General features: G+C 47.8%; 23 protein-coding genes. 18 read left to right on the top strand and 5 right to left on the bottom strand.

The genetic code is table 11. The features are described from left to right. Nucleotides 1-56: 56 nt before the first annotated feature. The 8 genes from HI950_RS05755 (at nt 57) to cysI (ending at nt 10208) form a co-directional block, all read left to right on the top strand. Entirely contained in the window at nt 57-938 is an 882-nt protein-coding gene (locus tag HI950_RS05755; RefSeq protein ID WP_169082950.1) for an EcsC family protein, read from the top strand. Then, on the top strand, nt 901-1998 hold the full coding sequence (locus HI950_RS05750) for a nitric oxide synthase oxygenase (protein WP_411268071.1): 1098 nt from the start codon (nt 901-903) through the stop codon (nt 1996-1998). The genes HI950_RS05755 and HI950_RS05750 overlap by 38 nt, the downstream gene beginning before the upstream one ends. Nucleotides 1999-2519: 521 nt before the next feature. Beyond that, a complete protein-coding gene (locus HI950_RS05745; RefSeq protein ID WP_187768039.1) occupies nt 2520-3668 on the top strand; it encodes a DUF3900 domain-containing protein in 1149 nt (382 codons plus the stop codon). 47 nt (nt 3669-3715) lie between these two features. Continuing rightward, nucleotides 3716-4075, top strand: coding sequence for a Lin0512 family protein (locus tag HI950_RS05740; RefSeq protein ID WP_169082949.1), 360 nt, complete (start codon nt 3716-3718; stop codon nt 4073-4075). A 32-nt stretch (nt 4076-4107) separates the two neighbouring features. Further along, complete coding sequence (locus tag HI950_RS05735; RefSeq protein ID WP_169082948.1) at nt 4108-5421, top strand: hemolysin family protein; 1314 nt, start codon at nt 4108-4110, stop codon at nt 5419-5421. Nucleotides 5422-5470: 49 nt separating this feature from the next. Further along, entirely contained in the window at nt 5471-6259 is a 789-nt protein-coding gene (locus HI950_RS05730; RefSeq protein ID WP_169082947.1) for an undecaprenyl-diphosphate phosphatase, read from the top strand. A gap of 313 nt (nt 6260-6572) precedes the next feature. Next, nucleotides 6573-8429: an assimilatory sulfite reductase (NADPH) flavoprotein subunit gene (locus HI950_RS05725; RefSeq protein WP_169082946.1), complete on the top strand. Its 1857-nt coding sequence runs from the start codon at nt 6573-6575 to the stop codon at nt 8427-8429. Nucleotides 8430-8486: 57 nt separating this feature from the next. Continuing rightward, on the top strand, nt 8487-10208 hold the full coding sequence (gene cysI / locus HI950_RS05720) for an assimilatory sulfite reductase (NADPH) hemoprotein subunit (RefSeq protein WP_169082945.1): 1722 nt from the start codon (nt 8487-8489) through the stop codon (nt 10206-10208). Nucleotides 10209-10271: 63 nt separating this feature from the next. Here cysI and HI950_RS05715 read toward each other — a convergent pair whose 3' ends face one another. Continuing rightward, nucleotides 10272-10565: a DUF3817 domain-containing protein gene (locus tag HI950_RS05715; protein ID WP_169082944.1), complete on the bottom strand. Its 294-nt coding sequence runs from the start codon at nt 10563-10565 to the stop codon at nt 10272-10274. A gap of 15 nt (nt 10566-10580) precedes the next feature. Then, entirely contained in the window at nt 10581-11207 is a 627-nt protein-coding gene (locus tag HI950_RS05710) for a TetR/AcrR family transcriptional regulator (RefSeq protein WP_169082943.1), read from the bottom strand. 134 nt (nt 11208-11341) lie between these two features. Between HI950_RS05710 and HI950_RS05705 the strand changes: the two genes are divergently transcribed. Together HI950_RS05705 and HI950_RS05700 are read left to right on the top strand one after the other, a co-directional pair. Then, on the top strand, nt 11342-13564 hold the full coding sequence (locus HI950_RS05705) for an MMPL family transporter (protein ID WP_169082942.1): 2223 nt from the start codon (nt 11342-11344) through the stop codon (nt 13562-13564). A 146-nt stretch (nt 13565-13710) separates the two neighbouring features. Next, a complete protein-coding gene (locus HI950_RS05700) occupies nt 13711-14295 on the top strand; it encodes a hypothetical protein (protein ID WP_169082941.1) in 585 nt (194 codons plus the stop codon). On the opposite strand, the gene HI950_RS05695 is transcribed toward HI950_RS05700, so the two are convergent. Continuing rightward, nucleotides 14279-15691: a hypothetical protein gene (locus HI950_RS05695; RefSeq protein WP_169082940.1), complete on the bottom strand. Its 1413-nt coding sequence runs from the start codon at nt 15689-15691 to the stop codon at nt 14279-14281. The two genes, HI950_RS05700 and HI950_RS05695, sit on opposite strands and share 17 nt — an antisense overlap. 121 nt (nt 15692-15812) lie before the next feature. Between HI950_RS05695 and HI950_RS05690 the strand changes: the two genes are divergently transcribed. Together HI950_RS05690 and HI950_RS05685 are read left to right on the top strand one after the other, a co-directional pair. Further along, nucleotides 15813-16253, top strand: coding sequence for a DUF6376 family protein (locus tag HI950_RS05690; protein WP_169082939.1), 441 nt, complete (start codon nt 15813-15815; stop codon nt 16251-16253). Between the two features lie 20 nt (nt 16254-16273). Beyond that, nucleotides 16274-16555, top strand: coding sequence for a hypothetical protein (locus tag HI950_RS05685; protein WP_169082938.1), 282 nt, complete (start codon nt 16274-16276; stop codon nt 16553-16555). A gap of 71 nt (nt 16556-16626) precedes the next feature. Here the strand turns inward: HI950_RS05685 and HI950_RS05680 are convergent, their stop codons facing one another. Both HI950_RS05680 and HI950_RS05675 read right to left on the bottom strand, forming a co-directional pair. Continuing rightward, nucleotides 16627-18078 carry a SulP family inorganic anion transporter gene (locus tag HI950_RS05680; protein ID WP_169082937.1) on the bottom strand — a complete coding sequence of 484 codons (1452 nt, stop codon included), beginning with the start codon at nt 18076-18078 and terminating at the stop codon, nt 16627-16629. A gap of 285 nt (nt 18079-18363) precedes the next feature. Next, nucleotides 18364-18981, bottom strand: a complete 618-nt coding sequence (locus HI950_RS05675) for a DedA family protein (protein ID WP_169082936.1) — start codon at nt 18979-18981, stop codon at nt 18364-18366. Between the two features lie 204 nt (nt 18982-19185). Here HI950_RS05675 and HI950_RS05670 point away from each other — a divergent pair, with 204 nt between their 5' ends. The 6 genes from HI950_RS05670 (at nt 19186) to HI950_RS05645 (ending at nt 25347) form a co-directional block, all read left to right on the top strand. Beyond that, the gene (locus HI950_RS05670; RefSeq protein ID WP_169082935.1) at nt 19186-19431 is read left to right on the top strand and encodes a hypothetical protein; all 246 of its coding nucleotides are present in this window, start codon (nt 19186-19188) and stop codon (nt 19429-19431) included. Nucleotides 19432-19534: 103 nt separating this feature from the next. Next, nucleotides 19535-20938: an MDR family MFS transporter gene (locus HI950_RS05665; protein ID WP_169082934.1), complete on the top strand. Its 1404-nt coding sequence runs from the start codon at nt 19535-19537 to the stop codon at nt 20936-20938. 17 nt (nt 20939-20955) lie between these two features. Next, the gene (locus HI950_RS05660; RefSeq protein ID WP_169082933.1) at nt 20956-21909 is read left to right on the top strand and encodes a serine hydrolase domain-containing protein; all 954 of its coding nucleotides are present in this window, start codon (nt 20956-20958) and stop codon (nt 21907-21909) included. A gap of 397 nt (nt 21910-22306) precedes the next feature. Then, nucleotides 22307-23632, top strand: a complete 1326-nt coding sequence (locus HI950_RS05655) for a 5'-deoxyadenosine deaminase (RefSeq protein WP_169082932.1) — start codon at nt 22307-22309, stop codon at nt 23630-23632. A gap of 70 nt (nt 23633-23702) precedes the next feature. Next, the gene (locus tag HI950_RS05650; protein ID WP_169082931.1) at nt 23703-24806 is read left to right on the top strand and encodes an XdhC family protein; all 1104 of its coding nucleotides are present in this window, start codon (nt 23703-23705) and stop codon (nt 24804-24806) included. Beyond that, nucleotides 24718-25347, top strand: a complete 630-nt coding sequence (locus HI950_RS05645; protein ID WP_169082930.1) for a nucleotidyltransferase family protein — start codon at nt 24718-24720, stop codon at nt 25345-25347. The genes HI950_RS05650 and HI950_RS05645 overlap by 89 nt, the downstream gene beginning before the upstream one ends. Nucleotides 25348-25550: the final 203 nt, after the last annotated feature.

Below are 25550 nucleotides of genomic sequence, written 5' to 3'. Positions count from 1 at the left end.
GTGAACGACGAATCCGATTGCGGAATGCCTGCGTATTACAACGATGAAGGAGAGTGATGAAGTTGCAGTCTAATAGCGATACGGAAGAGCAATTGCAAGCTGCTTTGCGCGAGATTGCTTTATGGGAGAGCAGCCAGAAGGATATATGGTTTTGGGAGAAGCTGGGACGGCTGCCGTTTATGCTGCTCGACAAAGTAACGCCAAAGTTTATTCAAGAGAAGATTGGACAAGCGGTAGACGAGATTGGGAGCTACATTCAAACCGGAGGGAAATATCTCATTTCCGAACGCTCGGTCATCGGACGCATGCAGCGCAACGCGGACAAGGTGGCCGCCGCTTCCAATGCGGAAGAGGAACAGCTTACGATTAACGACGTTGCAGCGATGCCGCTATCCGTCATGAATAGAAGCGCGGAGCAGTTAGCCTCAAGCCGCTCGGCGATTGCAACGCTTCAAGGCGCGACGACAGGCATAGGCGGCATTTTTACGCTGGCGGTTGATATTCCGGCTGTTCTTGGTCTATCGCTAAAAATTATTCAAGAGATCGCGATCTGCTATGGCTTCGATCCCAAGCTCAAGGAGGAGCGCATCTTCGCCGTTAAGGTTATGCAATTCGCTTCTTCTGATATTGTAGGAAAAAAAGCGATTTTGGAAGAGCTAAGCGCTTACGACAAAACGAGCCGCAGCAATCAAATGATGTCGCAGCTGCAGGGCTGGCGGGAGGTTGTCACGGTTTACCGCGATAATTTTGGCTGGAAGAAGCTGTTCCAAATGATCCCGATTGCAGGCATGCTATTTGGAGCTTTTATCAATCGAGGCATGCTGAACGATGTGTCGGAAGCGGCTACGATGCTTTATAGAAAGCGCAGAATATGGTTAAAGCTAGCGGAGAACGAGGCGAATGATGATGACAACGACAACGGCGAAAAAGATAGCTGAGCAAGCAACGGCTTTTTTGGGTGAAGCTTACTATGAGCTTGGGAAGAGCGAAGAGGATGCAAAGCGCCGAATCGAGCAGGCTTTGGAGCAGATTGAGCGTACAGGTTACTACTCGCATTCCTATGAAGAGCTTAAGCATGGCGCGAAAATGGCATGGCGGAACAACAACCGCTGCATCGGCCGATTATTTTGGCAAACGCTTGAAGTGTTTGACGCCCGTGATGTAGTGGATGAGAACGATGCGGCAAATCGCATTTTCAAGCATATGAGCTATGCAACCAATAGCGGACGAATTCGTCCTGCGATTACTATTTTCCCGGCTAACCATTCGCATAACCGCTTAAGGATATGGAATCATCAGCTTGTTCGTTATGCGGGTTACCGTAAAAATAATGTGATCGTTGGCGACTCGGCATCGCTTGCCTTTACTGAAGCCTGCCAGAAGCTCGGTTGGAGCGGCGAAGGGACAAGATTTGACGTGCTGCCGCTCGTCATCCAGATGGAAGGGAAAGCGCCGAAGTGGTATCCATTGCCTAGTGAGACGGTGCTCGAGGTGCCCTTAACGCATCCGGACCATATCGCTTTTCAGCAATTGGAGCTGCAATGGTACGCTGTTCCTTTTATATCGGATATGGAGCTTGAGATCGGAGGCATTTCTTATGCTGCAGCCCCGTTTAACGGCTGGTATATGGGAACGGAAATAGGGGCTAGAAACCTATCGGATATCGATCGCTATAATCAGTTGCCAACCGTCGCCAAGCTCTTCGAGTTCGATACGACGACAAATACTTCGCTTTGGAAGGACCGCGCGTTAGTGGAGCTGAATGCTGCCGTGCTTCACTCATTCAAAAAACATGGTATCAGCATTGTCGATCACCATACGGCTGCCGAGCAGTTCCTTCGCTTCGAGAAGCAGGAGCAGGATCAAGGCAGAGCAGTGACCGGGCGCTGGTCATGGCTAATACCGCCGATGTCGCCCGCAACGAACGGCATCTGGCATCGCAGCTTCGATGATGCGGAGCGGTCGCCGGCTTACCGTTATCAGGCAGCTCCATATTAAGCCGCTTCTTTTTCCAGCAAATCCTTGCGCATCAAATCGGCGGTCCTGTTCGTTTAACGAGACGATTGGCACGCCCCCACCCGGAAGCGTGAAGCCGCCGTTTGAGCCATATGGAAGAGAGAAGAGGATATGGTGTTTGAAGCGTCCAAAGCAAGCCTTGATTACCTCTAGCAAATTCCTCCAGCTTTATGTTACATAATACCCCCGATGAACGTCTTTTTAAGGAATGCGATTTTTTCTGCTCGCAGCCGATTACGCCTCTTCATATTCATCCTTACATGTCCTTCTGATTTAAAAACGGAAAATTGGTTGAAAATAGTTTCATACCTTATTTAATTACATGCTAGCTCCAGACTCGTCCCTAGTTCCAGTTCCAATGAATCATGCTGCTAACGCCCCCCCCCTCTCCGAACTTTGAGATGATGGCGAATGCGTGCGAGGTTCTCCCGTCTGATGTCATGAAGAGGAGAGATATGCTATCCTAAGGAGATGACATTAGCCCGCTTGGAGGAATTATTAACGTGGATTTTAATATGCAATATTTATCTTTTTTCGTTATTCATACCGATGGAGAGGAGAGCGCAACCTCATCTGGCAAGCGATTTAAGCATTATCAGACACTAGAAGAGGATACGTACGAGGATAGCGAGATTCAGAAGTTTTTGGATGATGAGTTTAAGCGTATCGTCAAAAGGAAGGTTGAGCGCAACCCGAACTCCGCGGGAGCTCCTACCAAAATCGGTCGTTTTATGGTAGAGCCCGGCTATGAGCTCGGAAGCAACCAAAACTACAACCTGTTCCAACGTCTCCGTGACGCTGACTCGAAGGAGCGTTTTATCGGCATCGCGGACGAGCTTGTTCGGATTTATATGGATACGAGCGCAGTGCGTGGCGGAGCCTTTATCATTGCCTTGTCCAAGCTGAATACGTATTTCGACGAGCCGTTCCTGTTTTTGCTCAAATGTGATTTCGAGCCGAAGATCGCTAGAATTTCCGATGAGAAAAACTTGATCTCGCAGGTGGAAATGGCGATAAGCGCTCGCAGCATCAAGTCCATCCAATATCCGCATATGCCGGAGGAGGGGATGCTTGAGCATTGGGAGCTGAAAATTCATCAGGCGTCGCATGCGCGGTATTTTGAGGACTTCCTGAAATATGTTTCCTATGAGAAGCCTTTGCCAGAGGTTATGGGTGAGCAGGTAGTCGAAATGGTCCATCAATATATTGCCGACAAGTGGCAGGAGGATGAGAGCTCCGAGCGCCGTGAGGAAGAAAATGCGGTTGAGGTGTGGGCGGCAAGCGAGAAGCGCGACCTGCAGGAGTGGTGGACGCCGGAGCAAGTAGAGGTGGCTGCAGCAGCGCTTGTCGAGCAAAAGCCGGATCTGCCGTTTTCATTCAAGCTGGATAGCGTAACGGTGAAGGGGCTGCTTGCCGATTTTGGCGATGCTATCCATTTTGCCAAGCATAACGGCAGATATGTTGTCGTGATCGAAGGAGACGCCTTCCAATTTGAGAAAGGCATGTCGCCTGTCGAGCTGGTACAGCCGCTAGATTTGGTCGATGTTATGCCACGCATTGGAAGCAGGAAGCCGCCTGAAGACGCTGATTCCGGTTACAGCTACACGCCCGCAGGTGAAGGCGCCGGACCTAACGATGATGTGCCTTGGTAATGGAGCTAGCATGTATCAAATGTATAAATAAGGGAGAGGATATTTAAGTGGACAACTTATTTTTTATAGAAATAGGCATGGGATGCGATCTTCACGGTCAAAATATTACGAAGGCATCGGTGCGTGCGGTTCAAAACGCGATTCACCACAATTCGATGCCCGGACTGCGGTCTGTTCTGCCTGGCGGGTCGCTCGATAACATGAAGGTGCGGGTCAGGCTTGCGCTTCCATGCGATCATGAGCTTCTTGATATCGAACAGGTAAAAGCCGTGCTGCCTTATGGTCATGTGACTGTTGAGCTGATGGACGGCGGCATGCTGACAACCAGCGGTGTAGTACTTCCTGACAAAGATGATAAGAACGATTTGATCTATATCGTTAATGCATCGGTTGAGGTAGGCTACTAATAGCATCTCCATTCGAAAAGAGGGAGATAACTATGATTTTAAAACTTGTAATATTCGCGTTATTGCTCGTACTTACTGCTTTCTTCGTTGCGACGGAGTTCGCCATTATTCGAATGCGCTCAAGCCGTGTCAATCAGATGGTAGCGGAAGGAATGAAGAATGCTAGAGCGGTAGAGCAGGTGACGAACAAGCTCGACGGTTATTTATCCGCTTGCCAGCTTGGCATTACGATAACAGCGCTAGGCCTCGGTTGGTTGGGCGAGCCGACGGTCGAGCAAATCTTGCATCCGTTGTTTGATCGTCTTCACATTGAAGGAGAGTTAAGCTCCGTATTGTCGTTTGTCATATCTTTCCTTATTGTGACGTACTTGCATGTCGTGCTTGGCGAGCTTGCTCCGAAGACGCTTGCGATCATTAAATCCGAGGAGGTCAGTCAATGGACAGCTCCGATCATCATCGTCTTCTACAAGGTGATGTATCCGTTCATATGGCTGCTTAACGGCTCAGCGAATGGCTTGGTGCGGCTGCTTGGTTTAAAGCCAGCGAGCGAGCATGAGGCGCATTCCGAGGAAGAGATTCGCATCATTTTGTCGGAAAGCTACGAAAGCGGGAAAATCAACAAGAGCGAATTCGGCTACGTGAACCGGATATTTGCCTTCGATGAAAGGCTTGCTCGCGAGATCATGGTGCCGCGAACGGATATGATCTGCTTGTATGCGGATCAATCTGCAGAAGAGAATTTGGCTACGATCAAGAAGGAGCAATATACGCGGTTTCCTGTTGCCAAGGGCAGCAAGGATAACATCATCGGGGTTCTCAATACGAAGCAGTTTTTTCTGCGTTATGACACGGACCGGAATGTTGAAGTAACGAATCTGCTGCAGACCGTTATGTCCGTCCCCGAGGTTATGCCGATCAACATTTTGCTTCGCAAAATGCAGCAGGAACGTGTTCATATTGCCATTCTGCTGGATGAGTATGGCGGTACGGCCGGTTTAATTACGATCGAGGACATCATTGAAGAGATTGTTGGGGAAATTCGTGATGAATTCGATGCGGATGAAGTGAAGGAGATCGAGATCATTGAGCAGTCGCGTTATTTGGTTAACGGTAAAGCGCTGATTAGCGACTTGAACGAGGCTGCCGGAACTGATCTTGAGAGCGAAGAGGTGGATTCGATTGGGGGCTGGCTGTTTAATCAGATGCCGGAGCTGCCGGTAGGAGAGCCGTGGACGTACGGCAATATGACGTTCATCATTCGCGAGAGAGACGATAACCGAATCCGCAAAATAGAAATTCAAACCGATTTGATTGAAAATGAGATGGACGCATACGGACATGCATAAGCTTGAATAGAGCGAGTATGAATCATTTTTTACGAGGGGGAATCGGGCGTTGGGCGATTTGATTAATGCCATTATTATGGGCATCGTGGAAGGGTTGACGGAGTTTTTGCCCGTTTCGTCAACCGGCCACTTGATTTTGACGGCAGAGCTGCTGAAATTTACGGGTGATCGCGCGAAAACGTTCGAGGTGGTCATTCAATTCGGGGCGGTGCTGGCTGTGCTTGTCCTATATCGAAAGCGATTTGCAAGCCTGCTCAATTTCAATATCGGCAAAAAATCAGGATTGAATGCTTTACATGTTATCATTGCGATGGCACCTGCTGGAATCTGCGCTGTCCTGCTGCATTCCTTTATCAAAGGAGAACTTTTTGTAGCACAAAAGGTTTTGATCGGTCTCGTCGCCGGCGGAATACTGATGATTATCGCCGATCGAGTGAGGAGAAAGCCTAGCGCCGAGGAGCTCGACGATATTACATATAAGCAAGCTTTCGCCATCGGCTGCTTTCAGGTGCTTGCCCTTTGGCCGGGCTTCTCGCGATCAGGCTCTACGATATCAGGCGGCATGCTGTTCGGTACCAGCCAGAAGGCTGCTGCGGAATTCACGTTTATCGTCTCCGTGCCAATCATGGCGGGTGCAAGCAGCATTGACCTTGTCAAGAGCCGGGATTTTCTAACGATGGCGGATTTGCCGCTGTTCTTGATTGGTCTAATTGCCGCTTTCATTGTTGGAATGATAGCTGTCGTCACTTTCATTAACATGATGAAAAAAATCAGGCTCTCATGGTTCGCTTACTATCGCTTTGCGCTAGCTGCACTTTTTTATTTTATTATTTTATAAATAAAGCGGAAATAACGAGAACGATTTTCAATTAGACCTCGTTTTAACGGAATAATAAATCATTCAACTATCACTTTTTTATATCCAAACGATCATTTTTTCTAATAAACGAGCGAAAATCAGGGCAAATAGCCCTGATTTCTTTATTTTAACTGGAAATAAGGTCAAATTGCCTAAATATGGGTATTCGAGCGGTCGAAAACATCGTTGAAGGTTTTGTCTGATTATGTTAGGTTAAGTAATATTGTATTACTTTTTTATCTGACTATAAAAAAATAGAAGATGATTTTATGTTTATGAGAGGTGGATATTGTTGCAACTTCAGGTAACGAACAGTCCTTTTAGTCAAGAGCAAGTCGAGCTTCTTAATCGCCTTCTGCCATCCTTAACCGAGTCTCAGCAAATATGGCTTACAGGCTATTTGTTCGCTCGCCAGACAGCAGTCGGAGCGACAGCAGCCACTGAGCTTGAAGCCGCCACGGCAGCAACAAGCGCAGCGGAGGTCATCTCTATAGCGAGTCAAGCACCTGTTTCTCGCGAGGTAACGGTGCTATTCGGCTCCCAAACCGGCAATTCCCAAAGAATCGCAACCAGCTTGTCGCGCAAGCTCGAAGAGCAAGGGTTTCAAGTAACGCTAGCTGCGATGAACAAATTTAAAACAAATGGCTTGAAAAAAGTTGAAAACCTGTTTTTGGTCGTCAGTACGCATGGCGAAGGCGAGCCGCCAGATAATGCGCGGGCTTTCCATGAGTTCGTTTATAGCAAGAGAGCGCCTCAGCTTGAGAACCTGAACTTCTCCGTGCTGTCTCTTGGAGATACTTCCTACGAGTTTTTCTGTCAGACAGGCAAGGATTTCGACCAGCGTCTGGAGGAGCTTGGCGGCAAGCGGCTAGTACCGCGTGTCGATTGTGATCTTGATTACGATGAGCCGGTTGCAGGCTGGATCGGCCAGGTAATTAGCTCTTTAAATGAAGGCTTGAACGCAGCTTCGGGCTCGAGCGACACGGTTAAAGAAACTAGCAGCACTTCATCGGAGCCATCGGCGTATTCACGCACTAATCCGTTTAAAGCCGAAGTGCTCGCAAACGTGAACTTGAACGGACGCGGCTCTGATCGGGAAACCCGTCATTTGGAGCTTTCCCTTGAAGGCTCTGGCTTGCAGTATGAGCCAGGCGACAGCCTTGGTGTTTACCCGGAGAACCATCCTGATCTGGTGGACGCAATCATTCATGAATTGGGCTTTTCTCTAATTGATTCCGTTCCCATTAATAAGAACGGCGAACAAGCATCTCTTCGCGAAGCACTTTTAAAGCATTATGAAATTACGGCATTAACGAAACCGCTGCTTACGCAAGCAGCGCAGCTCACCTCGAACACGGCTCTCCAAGAGCTGCTGGCGCCAGGACAAGAGCAAGCTCTTAAGAGCTATATCAACGGGCGCGATCTGCTTGATTTAATTCAAGACTTTAAGCCTTGGCAGCTAACGCCAAGCAGCTTTGTTGCTATTTTGCGGAAGCTTCCAGCTCGCCTGTATTCCATCGCAAGCAGCTTCAAGGCGAATGAGGATGAAGTGCATCTTACGGTTCGTGCGGTTCGCTATGAAGCGCATGGCCGCGATCGTTACGGCGTATGCTCGGTGCATTGCGCAGAGCGAGTGCAAGCGGGCGACTCATTGCCAATCTATATTCAGCAAAATCCAAACTTCAAGCTGCCAGCTGATCCGGAAACGCCGATCATTATGGTTGGTCCAGGTACGGGTGTTGCGCCATTCCGCGCATTTCTTGAGGAGCGCGAGGAGCTGGGTGCAGAAGGGAAATCATGGCTGTTCTATGGCGATCGCCATTTCGTTACGGATTTCTTGTACCAAACCGATTGGCAGAGAATGCTTAAGGACGGCGTGCTGACAAAGCTTGATGTTGCATTCTCCCGTGATACAGAAGAGAAGGTATATGTACAGCATCGTTTACTGGAGAAAAGCCGTGAGCTGTTCCAATGGCTGCAAGAGGGCGCTTATGTATATATTTGCGGCGACGAGAAGCATATGGCACATGATGTTCACGCTGCGCTAATTACGGTTATTCAGCAAGAAGGCGGCAAGAGCGCAGAGGAAGCAGCGGCTTATTTGGACGATTTGCAGCAGCAGCAGCGCTACCAGCGCGACGTGTATTAATAGATCGTTTTAAAACAACAAGAGTATGTGAATGATTGCGAGAGGAGATTAGCAGCAATGGCGAAAGAGCAGTTGGTTAAGCCTATCGGCGGGCCGCCAAGCGAGGTTGAGCATATTAAGATCGAAAGTAATTACCTGCGCGGAGCGCTTGTCGAAACGTTAAGAAATCCGATTACGGGCGGTTTGCCTGAGGACGACAATCGGTTGTTGAAATTTCACGGGAGCTACATGCAGGATGACAGGGATTTGCGCAACGAGCGTGAAAAACAGAAGCTGGAGCCCGCATTTCAATTCATGATTCGCGTGGTGCTGCCAAGCGGGGTAGCGACTTCCGAGCAGTGGCTTGCGATGGACAGTTTGGCGCATAAATACGGAAATGAAACGCTGCGCCTGACCACTCGTCAAACCTTTCAAATGCATGGCGTTTTAAAATGGAATTTGAAGCCGACGCTTCAAAAAATCAACAGCGAGCTGATGACTACATTGGCAGCCTGCGGTGACGTTAACCGTAACGTTATGTGCAGCCCGAATCCGTTTCAATCCGATCTTCATGGTGAAGTAAGCCACTGGGCACGGCAGGTGAATGATCATCTGGCACCGCGTACGCGCGCTTATCATGAAATTTGGCTGGACGGCGAGAAGGTTGTTGACGGTCAACAAGAAGGCGAAGTAGAGCCTATTTACGGGCCGGTATATTTGCCGCGTAAATTCAAAATCGGATTTGCGATTCCGCCGTATAACGATGTAGACGTGTTCTCGCAGGATATCGGCTACATTGCTGTCGTTGAAGACGGCAAGCTGAAGGGCTTCAATATCTCCGTTGGCGGAGGTATGGGGATGTCTCATGGCGATACGGCTACGTATCCGCAGCTTGGGAAAGTTATCGGCTTCTGCCCGCCTGAACGCATCGTTGATCTGGCTGAGAAGACGGTTACGATTCAACGGGATTACGGAAATCGTTCCGTTCGCAAAAATGCACGGTTTAAGTATACGATCGACCGTCATGGCATTGATTGGTTCAAAACCGAGCTGCAAAACAGACTGGGCTGGCAGCTTGAGGCTGTGCGTCCATATCAATTCGAGAACAACGGCGACCGTTATGGCTGGCTGAAGGGCAGCAATGGCAAATGGAATTTAACGTTGTACATCCAAAGCGGTCGAATTGAGGATAAGGATGGCTACCTTCTAATGACGGGACTTCGCGAAATCGCTAAAGTTCATAGCGGCGACTTCCGCATTACGCCGAACCAGAATTTGATTATCGGAAATGTCAGCAGCCAGAAGAAGCGCAAAATTACAGAATTGGTCGAGCAATTTGGACTTACCGATGGCGCTCAGCATTCCGCTCTTCGCAGAAGCTCATTGTCATGCGTTTCCTTGCCGACTTGCGGACTCGCAATGGCTGAGGCTGAACGTTATCTGCCGACTTTAATTGACAAGCTGGAGCCGATCATTAATGAGGCTGGACTACGCGACCAAGAGATTAACATCCGGATGACTGGATGCCCGAATGGCTGTGCAAGACCGGCATTAGGTGAAATCTCGTTTATCGGCAAAGCAGTCGGTAAATATAATATGTATATGGGTGCCGGCTTTGCCGGAGAAAGATTGAATAAGCTCTACAAGGAAAACATCGACGAAACGGAAATTCTGGATACGCTTAAGCCGATTATTCATCAGTATGCGAAAGAGCGCGAGACGGGTGAGCATTTCGGAGATTTTGTAATCCGGGCTGGTTATGTTAAAGCTGTTCATGATGGACAGGAGTTTCATAGCTAATTATGTTTAGTCAAATGAAGAAGACCAGAGCATTATGCTCTGGTCTTCTTTTTGTACCATTATTTAAGCTTGGTCGCGAAGCAGTTTTTTGTCGAGGACAAAAGTGCCTAATGGAAGGAAAGCAGCAATAAAGGCTGCTGCTACCTTGAAAATAGACCAGCGGCAGGCAATCCAAACGTGAAGAAGAGCAAGCATATAAAGAACAAATAATAGCCCATGCAGACTTCCTGCGATTGCGACTGCCTCCGGGATGTCCGCCCAATATTTGAGCGGCATCGCGATTAGAAGCAGTACAAGAAAGGATATCCCTTCAAACAAACCGACGAAACGAAGTCGGCCAATTACCGTTTTAAGCATTTCATTACCTCCAGGTTAAATTGATTTCGAACGCGGTACCAAGCCAGTCCACAATAGTTCTACGATTTCGGCCGCCGCTTGTTCCACTGTTTTTTCTGAATTAATAATTTCCTTGCGATTTCGGACGGTTAGCATTGCCGTGAAGACATGTGCCAGCAATAAAGAATCGCCGCGCATAATTTCGCCCTCATCCATCGCTATCTGAAATACGCTTGCGATAAGCTCATGAATAGCATTTTCGCTCGTGCGAATACTCGTCACTTGCTCCTCGCTAAGGCCGCTTGACGCTTCACGCATCATCGTCTCGAACTCCACATGAGCATTGTTCATATGGCGCTCGGCAACGTTAAGCATTCTTTCTTTAAGCGTGCCAGGCCCTTGGACGAGCTTTGCGGTTTGATCATATGCCATTTTCAGCACAAATTGAAGGCATTCGGTAAAGAGAATGCTTTTATTATTAAAATAATAATAGACGCTGGCCTTTGTGACGCCGCAGGCTTGAGCGACGCCATCCAGCGAAACCTTCTCGAATCCTTGTTCCATAAAAAGATAGGCGGCTGTTCGTAAAATCTGCTGCATCGTCTGAATTGAGCCTGTCCCTTTGGGCCGGCCTGGTTTGCGTTTTATTTGCTCGTCGCTCAAGAGCCTTGCCCTCCATTCATCAAATTGTAAAAAATAGAGATTGATTAATTAACCTTCGGGTATATATAATTAATTCGTAGTATGCATTAATTTTAAACGATATGAGTGAATAAGTGAAATGGAGGATTTGACAAATGATCGAAAAATTAGCTGGGATCATCGCTGGACCGCGTACGCGATGGATTACGTTAGTCGCATGGATTATTATTGCAGCGCTGCTCAGTCTATTTCTTCCTGCAGTCGGGGATAAAGAAGAAAGCAATGCACCCAATCTGAATTCAGACAGTCCGTCGGTTGTAGCTGAGCGGCTTATTAAAGACAAGTTTCCTAGCTCCTCCGGCATTCCGGCGCTCGTCGTCTGGCACCGTGAAGGCGGCTTGTCTGATGAGGATTTTGCACTTATTCAGCAAACGACGCAGGCTCTTATTGAAAATCCGTTAAAAGAGCAGGGGGAGGTCGTACCGCTCCATCAAATGCCGATTCCTGCGCTTCAAAAGTTCGCATCGGAAGACGGAACGACGCTCGTACAGCCTATCTCATTCGGCGAGCAGACCGAAACTGAGGTATTGAAGGCGAATATCGAAGCGATCAAAGGAATCATTAATGAAGCTTCAGGAAAGGAGCCTTTTGCTACTGCGGTTGACGACAAGGAAGAGCTTAGTGTCCGTGTCAGCGGTCCGGTTGGCATTTCGGTAGATGCGACCGATCTGTTCAAAGGAGCGGATATATCGCTGCTTATCGCAACGGTGCTCATCGTGTTAATTCTTTTGCTGCTCATTTATCGTTCCCCCATTCTTGCAATTATCCCGCTCATTGGCGTAGGCTTTGCGTATGCGGTAACGAGTCCGTTGCTTGGCTGGATGGCAGGCGAAGGTTGGATTACAGTTGATGCACAGGCTATTTCGATTATGACCGTTCTCTTGTTCGGGGCAGGTACGGACTATTGCTTGTTCTTTATCTCCCATTTCCGCCTTGAGCTAACTCGCGAGAGTGACAAAATGGTCGCATTAAAACGCTCATTCAAAGACGCATCAGGCGCAATTGCGATGAGCGGATTTACGGTCGTGCTTTCTTTGCTGGCATTGCTTGCCGCTAAATACGGCGCATATGATCGTTTTGCCGTACCATTTAGTTTATCCATCCTCATTATGGGCATCGCAAGCCTCACGCTTGTCCCGGCATTGCTTGCGATCATAGGTCGAGTATCCTTCTTCCCATTCATTCCGCGTACCGAATTTATGGAGCAAGTGCGTGCAGGAAAAAAAGGTAAGCCTTACCGCAAGCCAAATCCAGAGAAGAAGCTTGGCTCCAAAATAGGCAATCTCGTTATTGCAAAGCCATGGATGGTCGTCATCTCTTCTGTTGTTGTATTAGGCATCTTGGCCAGCTTCTCCAGTCAAATTAAATTTACTTATGATTTGCTCTCTTCTTTTCCGAAAGATATGCCTTCCAGAGAAGGATTTGAATTGATCTCCAACTCATTCACGCCTGGAGATTTGGCGCCGATCACGGTAGTCGCACAAACGGATGGATCGGCACCTGACTTGGCAGGCAAGCTGGCAGCCGTTCCGCTCGTTGATCATGTACAGGAGCCGCAGCCAAGCGTTGATGATCCAAACTTACTTTCCTATAAGGTTATTCTGAACACGAACCCTTATTCGTCTGCTGCGATGGGTACGATTCCTCTGCTTCATGAGGCAGCAGAAGCGGCGCTTGCCGGAGCGAATGTTGCGGAAGCTGGCAAAAAGGTATGGGTCGGCGGTCAAACGGCCACGCAATATGATTCCAAGGTGCTCACAGATCGTGATAATCGCGTAATCATCCCGCTCGTTACCTTGCTTATCATGATTTTGCTGCTTGTTTATTTGAGATCGATTACTGCAACGCTATACTTAATTGGTACGGTATTGCTGTCCTTTGCGGCAGCGCTAGGCTTAGGCTGGGTTATCCTGCATTATTTCATGGGCGTTGACGCGATACAAGGTGCGATTCCTCTCTATGCGTTTGTGTTCCTGATCGCTCTCGGCGAGGACTATAATATTTTCATGATCTCAAGCATTTGGCAGAAGCGCAAAAAAATGCCCTTAAAGCAGGCGATCAAAGAGGGCGTCAGCGAAACGGGAGGCGTCATTACGTCAGCGGGACTTATTCTTGCGGCTACGTTTGCCGTGCTTGCCACGCTGCCAATTCAAGTGCTTGTCCAGTTCGGCTTAATTACAGCAATTGGCGTATTGATGGATACGTTTATCGTTCGTCCGTTCCTAGTTCCGGCGATCACAACCTTGCTGGGTAAGAAAGCATTCTGGCCGTCAAAGGTCGAGCTTGTCGAAGAGTCAAAGAAAAGCTTTCAAGGTTAACAAATGGAAGGCTGTTTCTATCGCAGCGTATGCTGGGTTAGAAACAGCCTCTTTTTATTTTCCAATGATTGCAACATTTTCCCAATTAATAGCGTTTAAGATAAAAGGCTATTTTGCCTATTATCATTAAGGTCAGGGGACTATTTATGAAAAGCAAAAAGCGATGGATCGGAATATGGCTGGCTGCAGCTGTGTTTGCTTCCAGTTTGCTGCTCTTTCCAAGGGATGCTTCGGCATGCTCTTGCGTAAAGCCAGATTCAATACAAGAGACTATAAGCAAGAGCGATGCCGTATTTGAAGGCACGGCAACCTCTATAAAGCCATCCTCAATATCATTGTTTCCCTCGCAAGCGAAGGCAGTGAAAGCAAGCTTCCGAGTCAATGAAGTGTGGAAGGGGCATGTTGCGCCAACCCTTGAAGTGTTAACGGCAAATGGCAGTGATAGCTGCGGCTTTGAATTTCAGGAGGGCGAGCGTTATTTGGTCTACGCCGCCTCAACAGGTAAATCGATGGAGTTAAGCCTATGCAGCGGCACGATGCTGCACAGCGAAGCGCATGAACATATCGAATGGCTAGGAAGCGGCTCAATGCCGCCGCAGCCTAGCTCAGCAAACCAGCAGACGGATGATTCAATTTCGAAGGGTCTGTATATAGGGATAGGAGCGATCATTGCAGTTTTAATAGGATTTCTTGTTTATCGAAAGCAAAAAGGGTCTAAATCAAGAACATAGCGACGATAGTCGTCACTGTAAGTCCAATAAGGACAGGCTTCAAATTGCGACGAGCGAGCTCGAAAGGATCTACTCCGCAAATAGCCGCTGCCGGAATAAGCGCCCAAGGTATAATTGTACCGCCGCCAACCCATATGGCGGCAACCTGCCCAAGCGCCGTTAGAGTGGCAAGACCCGATCCGATTGCATGCCCGAAAAGCTGGGCGATTGAGCCTGCCAGCGAAATACCGGAGAAGCCGGAGCCGTCAAGGCCGGTGACAGCGCCCACGATCGTTAAGGTGATGGAGCCAACGACACCGTTTACGGGTACGACATGAGCAAGCGCGACGCCTAAATCGTTCACGATGCCATGTGACGCTTCCGGCAGCTTCTCGCCGAACAGAGCCAGAAATCCAGAGTCCCCCAAATAGAAAAAAGCCGCAATCGGAATGACGGGACCAAACACTTTAAAGCCGAATAAGAAGCCTTCGATTAAATAACTGGTCGTTTTCTCGAAGCCTTTGCCCCGGTGCGTCATCATTGTAATGAGCAGCATAATGAGGATTGCGGTTCCGCCGATCAGTGCGGTGGCATCTCCGCCTTGCAGATTAAGCATGAACATGGCAGCTACATCAAGCGCGAATAGAACAGGTATAATGGCTGCAAGCACGCGTTTAGTTCCTAGAGACAATGCATGGCGATCGGATTCATCGCCAAAGCCTGTGGCAAGCGTTTTGTCGCTTGTCGTTGCGATGAGACCATCACGCCATGTTCCTAATTTCTGATCCCGCCGCATGATCCAGTAAGCAGCAATCGTCGTAACGGCACCCATGACAATGACGAGTGGAATGCTGGCCTGCATGACGTCGCTGACAGGGATTCCTGCGGCATCCGCTGTAAGCTTGGGGGCTCCTTGGATAATATAATCGCCTGATAGCGCTATGCCGTGCCCGAACAGGTTCATCGCTACCGCCGCTCCGAGCGCCGGCAAGCCGACTCTGATTGCAACGGGCAGCAGTACAGCTCCAATGAGGGCAACCGCGGGCGAGGGCCAGAAAAAGAACGATGTCACCATCATAATTAGCCCAATTCCCCAGAAAGCGAGTGCAGGTGTCCTTAAGAAACGGGTGAAGGGCGAGATCATGATTTCGTTTATACCGGTTCGAATGAGCACGCGGCTCATGGCGACGATGATAGATATGATTAAAATCGTTCCTAGCAATTCTTTTATGGCAAAAATAAAGCTGTTAAAAATACCGCTTACAGAACCGCTTGCCGAAGTGGTTGCAAGTATGCCGATTCCTAAAATTCCCGCAATACAAATAAGCGTAGTATCGCGCCGCATCAGCATAAATCCAATAATGGCGATTATAAATCCTAAATAAACCCAGTGAAGCGCCGATAATTGAATTTCCATCCGATCATCTCCTTGTGACATACACGAAACCAGCAGGGGCTGATTTCGTACTGTAATGTATGCATGAACAGGGATAGGCGTTCGCCCTCGGGAGCGCCACAATATAATGAGGAGGGTTCAGATGATTAAACGCAGCGTAACCATATTGATGCTCACTATAATGCTTCTTACAGCTGGCTGTGGTATTATGGAGGAAGTAGGTCAAACGGTAAATTTTGCAACAGAGACGACGGATTACTTACAATCGTTAACGGACTTCGGACAAGATATGAATACACTTGCAGAGCAAGCGGTGACAGACCTGGATGCAAGAACGGATTTGAAGGAGCGACTGCTCGCGCTCAAGGAGCAGGTCATCAGCTATGGAGAGCTCCAGGTACCGGACTACGCAAAGGATCTTCACCAGTCGATTGCCGATTACAATATGACGCTTCAGCAGGGACTCGATCAGGCTCTCACGAATATAGAGCAAGGGCGAGCCGTGTTTGAATCAACGGGTATTCCGGATACGATTAACAAAATTAACGAGCTGTTAAACCAAATCAATCAGCTCGCGCCGTAACGAACATATAGGAAGGAAGAATGGCAGTGATCAACATCAATGTATTAGAGGCATCCATGACGTATTCGAAGGAAGACGGTTATGTGGGAAAAGTGCATTTTGGAGTAGAAGGCCACGTAAACGAATATGAAATCGCCTTGCACAGCAAGAAAGGCAAAGAATGGGGTTACGGATTGTTCTTCTTGCATGAATCAGGCAAGGAAGAAGAGCTGCTTGCATTAGAGGATTTGCTTGAAGAGGATGACGAGCTGTTTGATTTCCTCGTCGAAACAGCGAAAGAGAAGCTAGAAAAGGCCGAATAACAGGCCTACACAAAAAAATAAAGCTCATGCCAGGACACCTGAGAGGTGAACGGGCATGAGCTTTTTTTACATTAATGGCCGCTTGAAGAGGTTAATCCTAAATTGCGGATAATGAGCTTGCTTTCTTCATTAAGGCCGATGAACGTTACTTGCTTATTTAATTGCTCGTATTTGCTTTTTACTTTTGCGATGGCCGTCACAGCGGATTGATCCCAAACATGTGAGCCGCTAAAGTCCAATGTGACTTTGCTTGGATCCTGTTGATAATCGAACAAAGAAACGAAGCGGCTCGTCGTTCCGAAAAACAACTGCCCGGATATGCGGTACGTCCGCATGTTTGCTTTGTCCGCTGCGGTAGAGACGCGTATTTTGGCCATTTTACCGACGAATACGAAGGCACTGAGCATGACGCCGGCAAAAACGCCTTTGGATAAATCATGCGTAATCAGAACGATCACGACTGTCACGATCATGATCAGGGCATCCGAGCGCGGCACCTTATGAATTTGAAACACTGATTTCCAATCGAAGGTGCTGATGGAGACCATAATCATGACCCCGACCAATGCTGCCATCGGTATTTTATTGACGACGTCGCTTAAGGCCATAATCAGAAAGAGCAGGAAGGAGCCAGCTACTAATGTAGAAAGCCTTGAACGGCCGCCGGATTTAACGTTGATAACGGATTGTCCAATCAAAGCGCAGCCGGCCATGCCGCCAAAGAAGCCTGTCGCAATGTTCGCGATGCCTTGACCCCGGACCTCTTTATTCTTATTGCTGGTCGTGTCCGTCATTTCATCAAGAACGGAAGCCGTTAATAGCGACTCTAAAATGCCTACAATCGAAAGGGAGAAGGAGTATGGCAAAATGATCCACAACGTTTTGAACGAGAATAGTACGTCCGGAATGTGAAACAAAGGCAGTGTGCTTTCGATTAAGCCTCTGTCGCCAACGGTTTTGAGATCGGCTCCAATCGCTACGGCAATAATCGATACGATAATAATCGCAGCAAGCGGTGAGGGAATGGCCTTTGTAAACTTCGGAAGCGTGTATATAATGACTAACGTCAATGCGACGAGCGCATACATGATCCAGCTTGCCCCAACAAAATGAACGAGCTGTGTCGTAAAGATAAGAATGCCAAGCGCATTAACAAAGCCGAGCATGACCGATTGCGGTACGAACGAAATGAGCTGTCCCAGCTTCAGAGCACCCATTATATATTGCAGCACGCCAGCCAAAATCGTAGCAGCAAATAAGTATTCGATGCCATGGTCTTTGACGAGTGAAACCATCAGCAGCGCCATCGCGCCTGTTGCAGCTGAGATCATGCCGGGCCTGCCGCCGACAATCGAAATAATGACAGCGATGCAGAAGGAAGCGTAAAGTCCGACCATAGGTCCCACCCCGACCATCAGAGAGAACGAGATCGATTCCGGAATGAGGGCGAGGGCAACCGTAATACCAGCTAATACATCGCCGCGCACATTTGAAAACCATGATTTTTTTAGTTGTTCGAGCAAAGCAAATAAGCCTCCTCCAAAATATGTTTTGTGAAAAAATATTGGCAATAAAAGCGAATGACATTTCTTTCGTTGACGTTCCACTCTCAGGAAAGTCGGGGCCGATGCACACTGAGCGTTATTATACAACAAATGAAAGCTCAACATTCATATCAGTAAGCTCGTTTAAGCGCTTACATCACTGCATTCCGACTTTTTACGTCCACTAGCTTCATTATAGATAAAAGGTTGCAGCAACAGAAAAGAACCACCGCAATTTGCGATGGCTCTTGGTTTGGAGCAGGGCTACATTGGACGTTCAATCTGCTTCTTCTCGTTTCTGCTTTTTAAGTATTTGTAAGCAGCAAAGCCGATTACAGCTGCAGCGAGAGCGTATATGATCCATATGCCATATTTATAAATATGATCGGAAAGATCTTGTACCTGATCGCCAACGAATGAACCGATTATAAAGTAGATAAGCGTCCAGATTAATGCGGATGGATATGCGAATAGGACAAAGCGCTTGTAAGGCATCCGGTTCATGCCCATCACATAAGGCGTGACATGCCTTAAGAAAGGGAGGCAAAGGCTTAGGCTGATTGCATAACCGCCGTAGCGTTCACTCAGCTGCTCGGATTTGGCGACAAACCGTCCTATGTTCTTCTTCCTTTTAAACCAATCAGACAGCTTGCTTCCCGCAAATCTTCCAATGCTATATCCAAATGTCATTGCAGAGCAAATGCCAAGAAAGGTCATAATAAATGCGGGAATAGGCATTAACATACCGGATGCGGCTAATGCGCCGCCTGTCATCACGACTGCTTCATTAGGAATAGGCAAACCGATCAAGCCTAGACATAAAACGAGGAAGAGCGCGAAATAGCCAACCTGATCGATTATATTTAACAATACATCATACATGTAGCAACATCCTAACTTTCCAATAAATAGAATTTTAGATTAAATCACATCAAATATGTTAACACAAACGAATCCGAAAGGATATCATTCATACGTATGACAAGCGAGAAAGATTCAAGTTTTACCATTCTGTAACATCTTGTTTACAACTAGCAGATACAATAGGGGAATAGGTTTAATGCGTATGAAGGGGCGACTAGTATCATGCTTGATTTCCACAAAAAGGTTGAAATATTAAGGGGCTACGAATCATTATGTTATACGGTATGCGTAACGCTGATCATAGATGAACAAGCAGCATGCAAAATGGCTGAACAGATGCTGTGCCAGCTATTTGGCGATTCCGAATTTTGGCTGCTGCAAGAAACAGAAAGGCCATCCTATATTTTGCGGCTGTGCAAACGAGGGTGCTTGCATTGGACGCGAGCCAATCTTCAGCAAACGTCATAGCTTTGAATATAATCGTTGATATTTCAGGCTTACAGCGATCATAATAGAAAGGATCATCTTCTTTTTTTTATTTCCTACAAAAAAATGACGGAAAGGATGAACAATGAACGCTAATCAGACTCGCAAAAAAGTAACGATTGCTCTCTTTGTCGCCACTTTCCTTGCTGCGATTGAGGGAACGATCGTAAGTACGGCTATGCCCAGCATAACGGGAGAGCTTCAGGGCATACAGCAATACAGCTGGATTATTTCCATCTATTTGTTAGCGACGGTCATTACAACTCCCATTTACGGCAAGCTATCCGATCTATATGGGCGCAAAAGGATGTTCATTATCGGAGCGTTGATTTTTTTGGCTGGCTCGATGCTTTCCGGCGTTGCGCAAACGATGAATCAGCTCATTTGGTTTCGAGCGCTGCAGGGCTTGGGAGCGGGAGCGCTCACAACAATTCCTTATACGATTATCGGAGATTTGTATCCATTCGAGAAACGCGCTAAAGTACAAGGCTGGATGTCAAGCATTTGGGGAATCGCGGGCATTTCAGGGCCGTTGTTAGGCGGACTTTTGGTCGATTACATATCCTGGCGCGCCATTTTTTACATGAATCTTCCGTTTGGCATCGTAGCCATCTATCTGCTGTCGACTTCACTGAGGGAGACATTGGAGAAGAAGAAGAAACATATTGACTACCCCGGCATTATTACGTTTGCCATTGCAATGTTCAGCTTTCTCTATGCGATGACGCTTCTTAGAGATGGAGGGGAGGGCAGCGGCACTGCTTGGACGATTGGCCTGCTCCTGTTGCTCGCCGCTCTATTTTTTACTCTGTTTGCGCGGATTGAAATCCGTTCACCCGAGCCGATCATTCCTTTCCAGCTCTTTCGGAACCGGATGATCAGCATGGCGAATTTGGATAGTTTTCTGCTATGCGTCATCAATGTGGTTGTTATTTTTTATTTGCCATTATGGATCCAAGGCGTTTACGGCAAACCGGCTACATATTCGGGGCTCGCCATGATTCCGCTCTCGATTGCCTGGCCGCTAGGCTCCATACTGGCTGGCAATTGGATTTCGAGAAAAGGACTGCGCTACATCGGCGTTGCAGGCGCCTGCATCCTGCTGGCCAGCAGCATTGGCTTCGCATTCATGACAGCCTCAACATCTATTGCCCTATTTATCATTTATACGTTTATGGCAGGGCTATCCTTTGGCTTATCCTTGACCTCCTTGACGGTTGCCGTATCGTCCTCAGTAGGTTGGGAGCTTCGCGGCTCGGCGGTTGCCAGCAATAACTTTATTCGAACTCTCGGCCAAACGATCGGCATTACGGCTTTTGGTTTGCTGCTTCATACTGGACAGGCCGATTCAATCGAGCCAACAGTTCTTGCAGGAAGCTTGCACACGATTTTTATTTGGGTAGCTGTTTTGTCGATCATTGTTGTGGTGGTCTCATTAGGCTTGCCTAAGCTCGAACAAGTTGAACAGCAGCAAAGAAATGCTTCTTAGAAAGGTCGATTACGCCAATGAACCCGAATGATATGGAAGCATACCGCAAGCAGCTTTCAGAATGGAAAATGAAAACGGTCATCGTGTTAAAGGGCCAGCAGCTCCTTGGCGAATGGTATGAGAGCGGCAAGGATTCGATCGGGGCGCTCTATTCATGTACCAAAAGTATTTTATCGGCATTAATCGGCATTGCCATCGATAAGGGCTTCTTAAATAGCGTAGAAGAGCCGATTACGGATTATTTGGAGCATCCTCCTGAAATAAGCGAAGCGCTTAGCCAAATAACGATTAAACATCTTCTAACGATGACGCCCGGCTTTGATTGGCCTGATTTTGACAAGCCCTACAAAGCATTCAAAGCGGCACAGGATCCGATCAAATTCGTATTTGAGCAGCCATTGATTTCTGAGCCAGGAACGGCGTTTGCCTATAATTCCGGGGGATCGCATTTATTGTCGGCAATATTGACGAATGCGGTCGGCATGCCGGCGCTTTCTTTCGCGAAGGACTATTTATTTGGTCCGCTCGGCTTTCACAGCGCTCGCTGGATGGAGCGAGGGGGCATTAACGAAGGCGGGACTGGACTCTATCTCTATGGCAAGGATTTAGCGAGGATTGGCAGCTTGTTTGCTAAAAATGGGCGATTCGACAACAAACAGCTGCTATCCTCGGCTTGGGTGGAGAGCTCGACGAAGCTTCATCACCGCGGCTTGCTGCAATATGAGCCGCCGATTTATGGAGGCTATGGCTATCATTGGTGGCATTCGCCCGAAAGCCACAATGGCCAGTGCGACTGTTATTTTGCTTTTGGCCATGGCGGTCAATATTTGCTGGTAGCTCCGGAGCATGAGCTCGTTATTGTCATTCGGAAGCAAGTGACCAAGCGCAATGACGCTATTTGGTCAAGGCAGCTCCTGTTCGAGCATCTTATTCCAGCAAGTATCGAGAAAAAAAGTTCATCGCAAGCATAAGCGGTATTAAATTTTAAGGTATGTAGGCATCGACTTCTGTTCGATGCTTTTTTTGCTTTTTCCAGCGTGATATACGTGTTAGATATGGACCGAAAATCAAAATATCGAATATAAATATTTCACAAAACGTATTGCTTAACGGTAAATTCTGCATTATGATGTTAGATAAACTTACATATAGAAAGCGAAAACGTGAATTTCCTTTCTGTTTGGCAGAATGGGCTGTCTGGTGATGATAAGTTCCATGATACGATTGGAGCGGGGATAAGGCGCATAAAGATAGTAATGCAATGATGCATTGCAGGATATATAGGGTATGGATCAGCATTGAAGTCAGAATATTTAGCTAATTCAACAATGCAATATTTGGGTTTGTATGCATAAGGGGGAGAAGACGATGACAACCATTCTTATTCAAAACGCTGTAGTGATGACGATGAATGCACAGGATCAAATTTTCAACGGTGATGTATTAATAGAAGGCAATCGGATTGTACAACTCGGAGAACGGCTGGAAACGAATACGGCGGATCGGATTATCGATGCGGGCGGCAAGGTGCTGCTTCCCGGGTTTGTACAAACGCATATCCATCTTTGTCAAACGCTCTTCCGGGGAAGGGCTGATGATTTATCGCTTATTGAGTGGCTTAAAGAAAAAATATGGCCGCTCGAAGCGGCACATAGCGAGGACTCCGTCTATTACTCTGCCATGCTAGGGATTGGGGAATTAATCCGAAGCGGTACGACAACGATTTTGGACATGGAGACGGTTCATTATACAGAGTCAGCTTTTCAGGCGATAAAGGAAAGCGGCATTCGCGCCCTCTCCGGAAAGGTCATGATGGACCATGGCACGGAGGTGCCGATAGCTTTGCAGGAAAATACGCAAAAGTCGCTTCAGGAAAGCGTGGATTTACTGGAAAAATGGCATGGAGCGGAAAATGGAAGGATTCAGTATGCTTTTTGCCCGCGGTTCGTCGTTTCCTGCACGGAGGAGCTGCTTGTTGGCGTGCGAGATCTATCTGCGGAATATGACGTAATGGTGCACACGCATGCCTCGGAAAATTTGGGCGAAATCGCCATGGTCGAAGCGGAACGCGGGATGAGAAACGTTGCTTATTTGGACCATATTGGTCTTGCGAAGCCGAATTTGATTTTGGCCCATAGCATTTGGCTTGATGAGGAGGAAAAGCGAATCATTCGTGAGCGAGGCGTTAAAGTGACGCATTGTCCGGGCTCCAATATGAAGCTTGCGTCAGGCGTTGCAGAAATTCCGCTTTTGCTTGAGCAAGGGATAGACGTCGGGATTGGCGCTGACGGCGCGCCTTGCAATAACAACCTGGATATGTTCCAAGAAATGCGGTTGACCGCCTATATGCAAAAGGTGAAGCATGGCCCGACGGTCATGAATGCCAGGACGGTGCTTCGGATGGCGACGATAGGCGGCGCTAGGGTGCTTGGATTAGAGAAGGAGATTGGCAGCATCGAGGTCGGGAAGCTTGCGGATTTGCAGCTTCTTGATCTGGAAGACTTCCACGTCTATCCATCCTTCGATGCGGATTGGTATTCGAGAGTCGTATATGCAGCAACGAGGGGCGATGTAGAAACGGTGCTTATCGACGGCCAAATCGTCATGGAGGGCAAGCTGGTAAGAACGGTCGACAAGAAAGTTGTATTAAAGGAAGCGGACCGCTCTTTGCGCAAATTAATTGAAAGGCTTTAGAAGAGGCGATTTGCTCAAATCGCGTTAAATGCAGTCCTTGCGGCGGCTTATGCTTAGGGAGGGAAAAGGGATGGATATGCATGATATATTGACGGCGGTGATGGCAGACCATGAGCTGAGTGTGCTGGCGACGATCATTTGTGTTGAGGGCCATTCTTACCGAAAAGAGGGAGCGGCCATGCTGTTCAAGCAAAGCGGGGAACAAATCGGGACCGTTAGTCCCGGCTGCCTGGAGCATGATCTGTTCGAGAGGGCTGCAGCCATTGCTCAATCAGGTCCATTTGAAATCATCGATTACAACTTGAATTCGGATGAGGATATCATTTGGGGGGATGCCATTGGCTGCGGCGGGAAGGTGCGCTTGCTGCTTGAGCCGGTCAATGGGCGATTGCGATCGCTGCTATTGGAAGCAAAGGAAAAAAACGATGCCGGTAAGTCGGTGAAGCTCGTTAGAAGCTGGAATGAGCAGCAAATAAGCTATTCTCTGGTTGATGAAGCGGCAGTGGAACTTGGGATGAACGATTCATTTACCGAAGCGAAGAGCGCCAATTATTTGTCTATTTGGATTAGACCTAGGCCAAGGTTGGTTTTATTCGGAGTAGGCAAAGACACAGAGGCCATTTATTCGCTCGTCAAAAATATAGGCTTCCATATCGTGGTCGCGGACTGGCGTCCGTCATTATGCACGAAGGAGCGTTTCCCGGATGCGGTGTGCATCGTAGGTTCGCCAGAACACATCGTTAAGCAGATTGGGTTCCATCCGGATGATTATTTGATCGTATGCAGCCATCATTTGCAGCAGGATAAGGAAATGATACGGCTCGCGCTGCCGCTTCAGCTTGTTTACATCGGCATTATAGGCTCGAAGAAACGAATTCGGATGTTATTTGAAACGTTTCTTATGCCATCGAATGTAAGGGCGCCTATCGGGTTATCCATTGGCGCCGATGGCCCCTTTGAAATAGCGGTCAGCGTTGCGGCAGAGCTGATTGCGATTCGTGCTGGAAATAAAGCGGATCCAAGGAGGGGGATGGCGGGCAATGGTTATTTCAGCCCTTTATTTAGCGGCAGGACAGAGCAAACGGATGGGAGTGAGGAAGCAGACGCTCGAGCTCGCCACAAACAAGCCGCTCGCAAGCCTGGCGCTGCATGCTCTTATGGGAAGCTGTCTTAAGAGTGTGATGGTCGTTGTGAATCCAGAGGATCCTCTGGATTGGCTGCGGGCAGATGAAGGGGGAGCGAGTGGTGTTGTTGTTTCTTCTAAAGCTAGTTCTATCTATGTAGAAGCCTGCACAGATGCTTCGCATGGCATGGGGCATTCAATTCGCCATGGCCTTCGAGCCCTTATGAGCATTGAAGCAGAACTTGATGCAGTCGTGGTGGCTCTCGCGGACCAACCCTTTATTACGTCTTGTATGATTAATGAGCTCATTTATTATTGGCTTGAAAAGCCTCAGCTGGATTATGTAGCTACAGCTGTGCATGATGCAAGAGATGGGGCGGTTGTTCTAATGCCTCCTGCTATATTGTCGTCTTCGATGTTCGAAGATTTGCTGCAGCTTGAGGGGGAAGCTGGGGCGAGGAAGTGGTTTGGTTCTCCTCGATTTAAAGGGTATGGTTTACTCGCTGTGGATGGGGCGGCTCTAATCGATGTGGATACGCCTGAGGATTATGAACATGCGAAAAACCATTTTTTAAACTCGCTTCCAAAGTAGGAAACGAAATTATGTTAGAATAAATAACACAAATCTCAATTATTATTGTAAATTAATTGTATTCAACATGACTTAAACCCACATTTTAACTATTTTGTGTTATATATATTGACGTAATGTTAACATCGATATATATTGATAGTACGTTATTGGCCGAGGCCAAAACGAGCGAAAGGTACAAACAACTTCCATGGAAGGTTGTT

The sequence above is a fragment of the Paenibacillus sp. PL91 genome, from assembly GCF_012935325.2.
Classification (GTDB): domain Bacteria; phylum Bacillota; class Bacilli; order Paenibacillales; family Paenibacillaceae; genus Pristimantibacillus.
The sequence above is the reverse complement of the archived record's forward strand: the minus strand, read 5'-3'. Positions and strand labels throughout refer to the sequence as shown.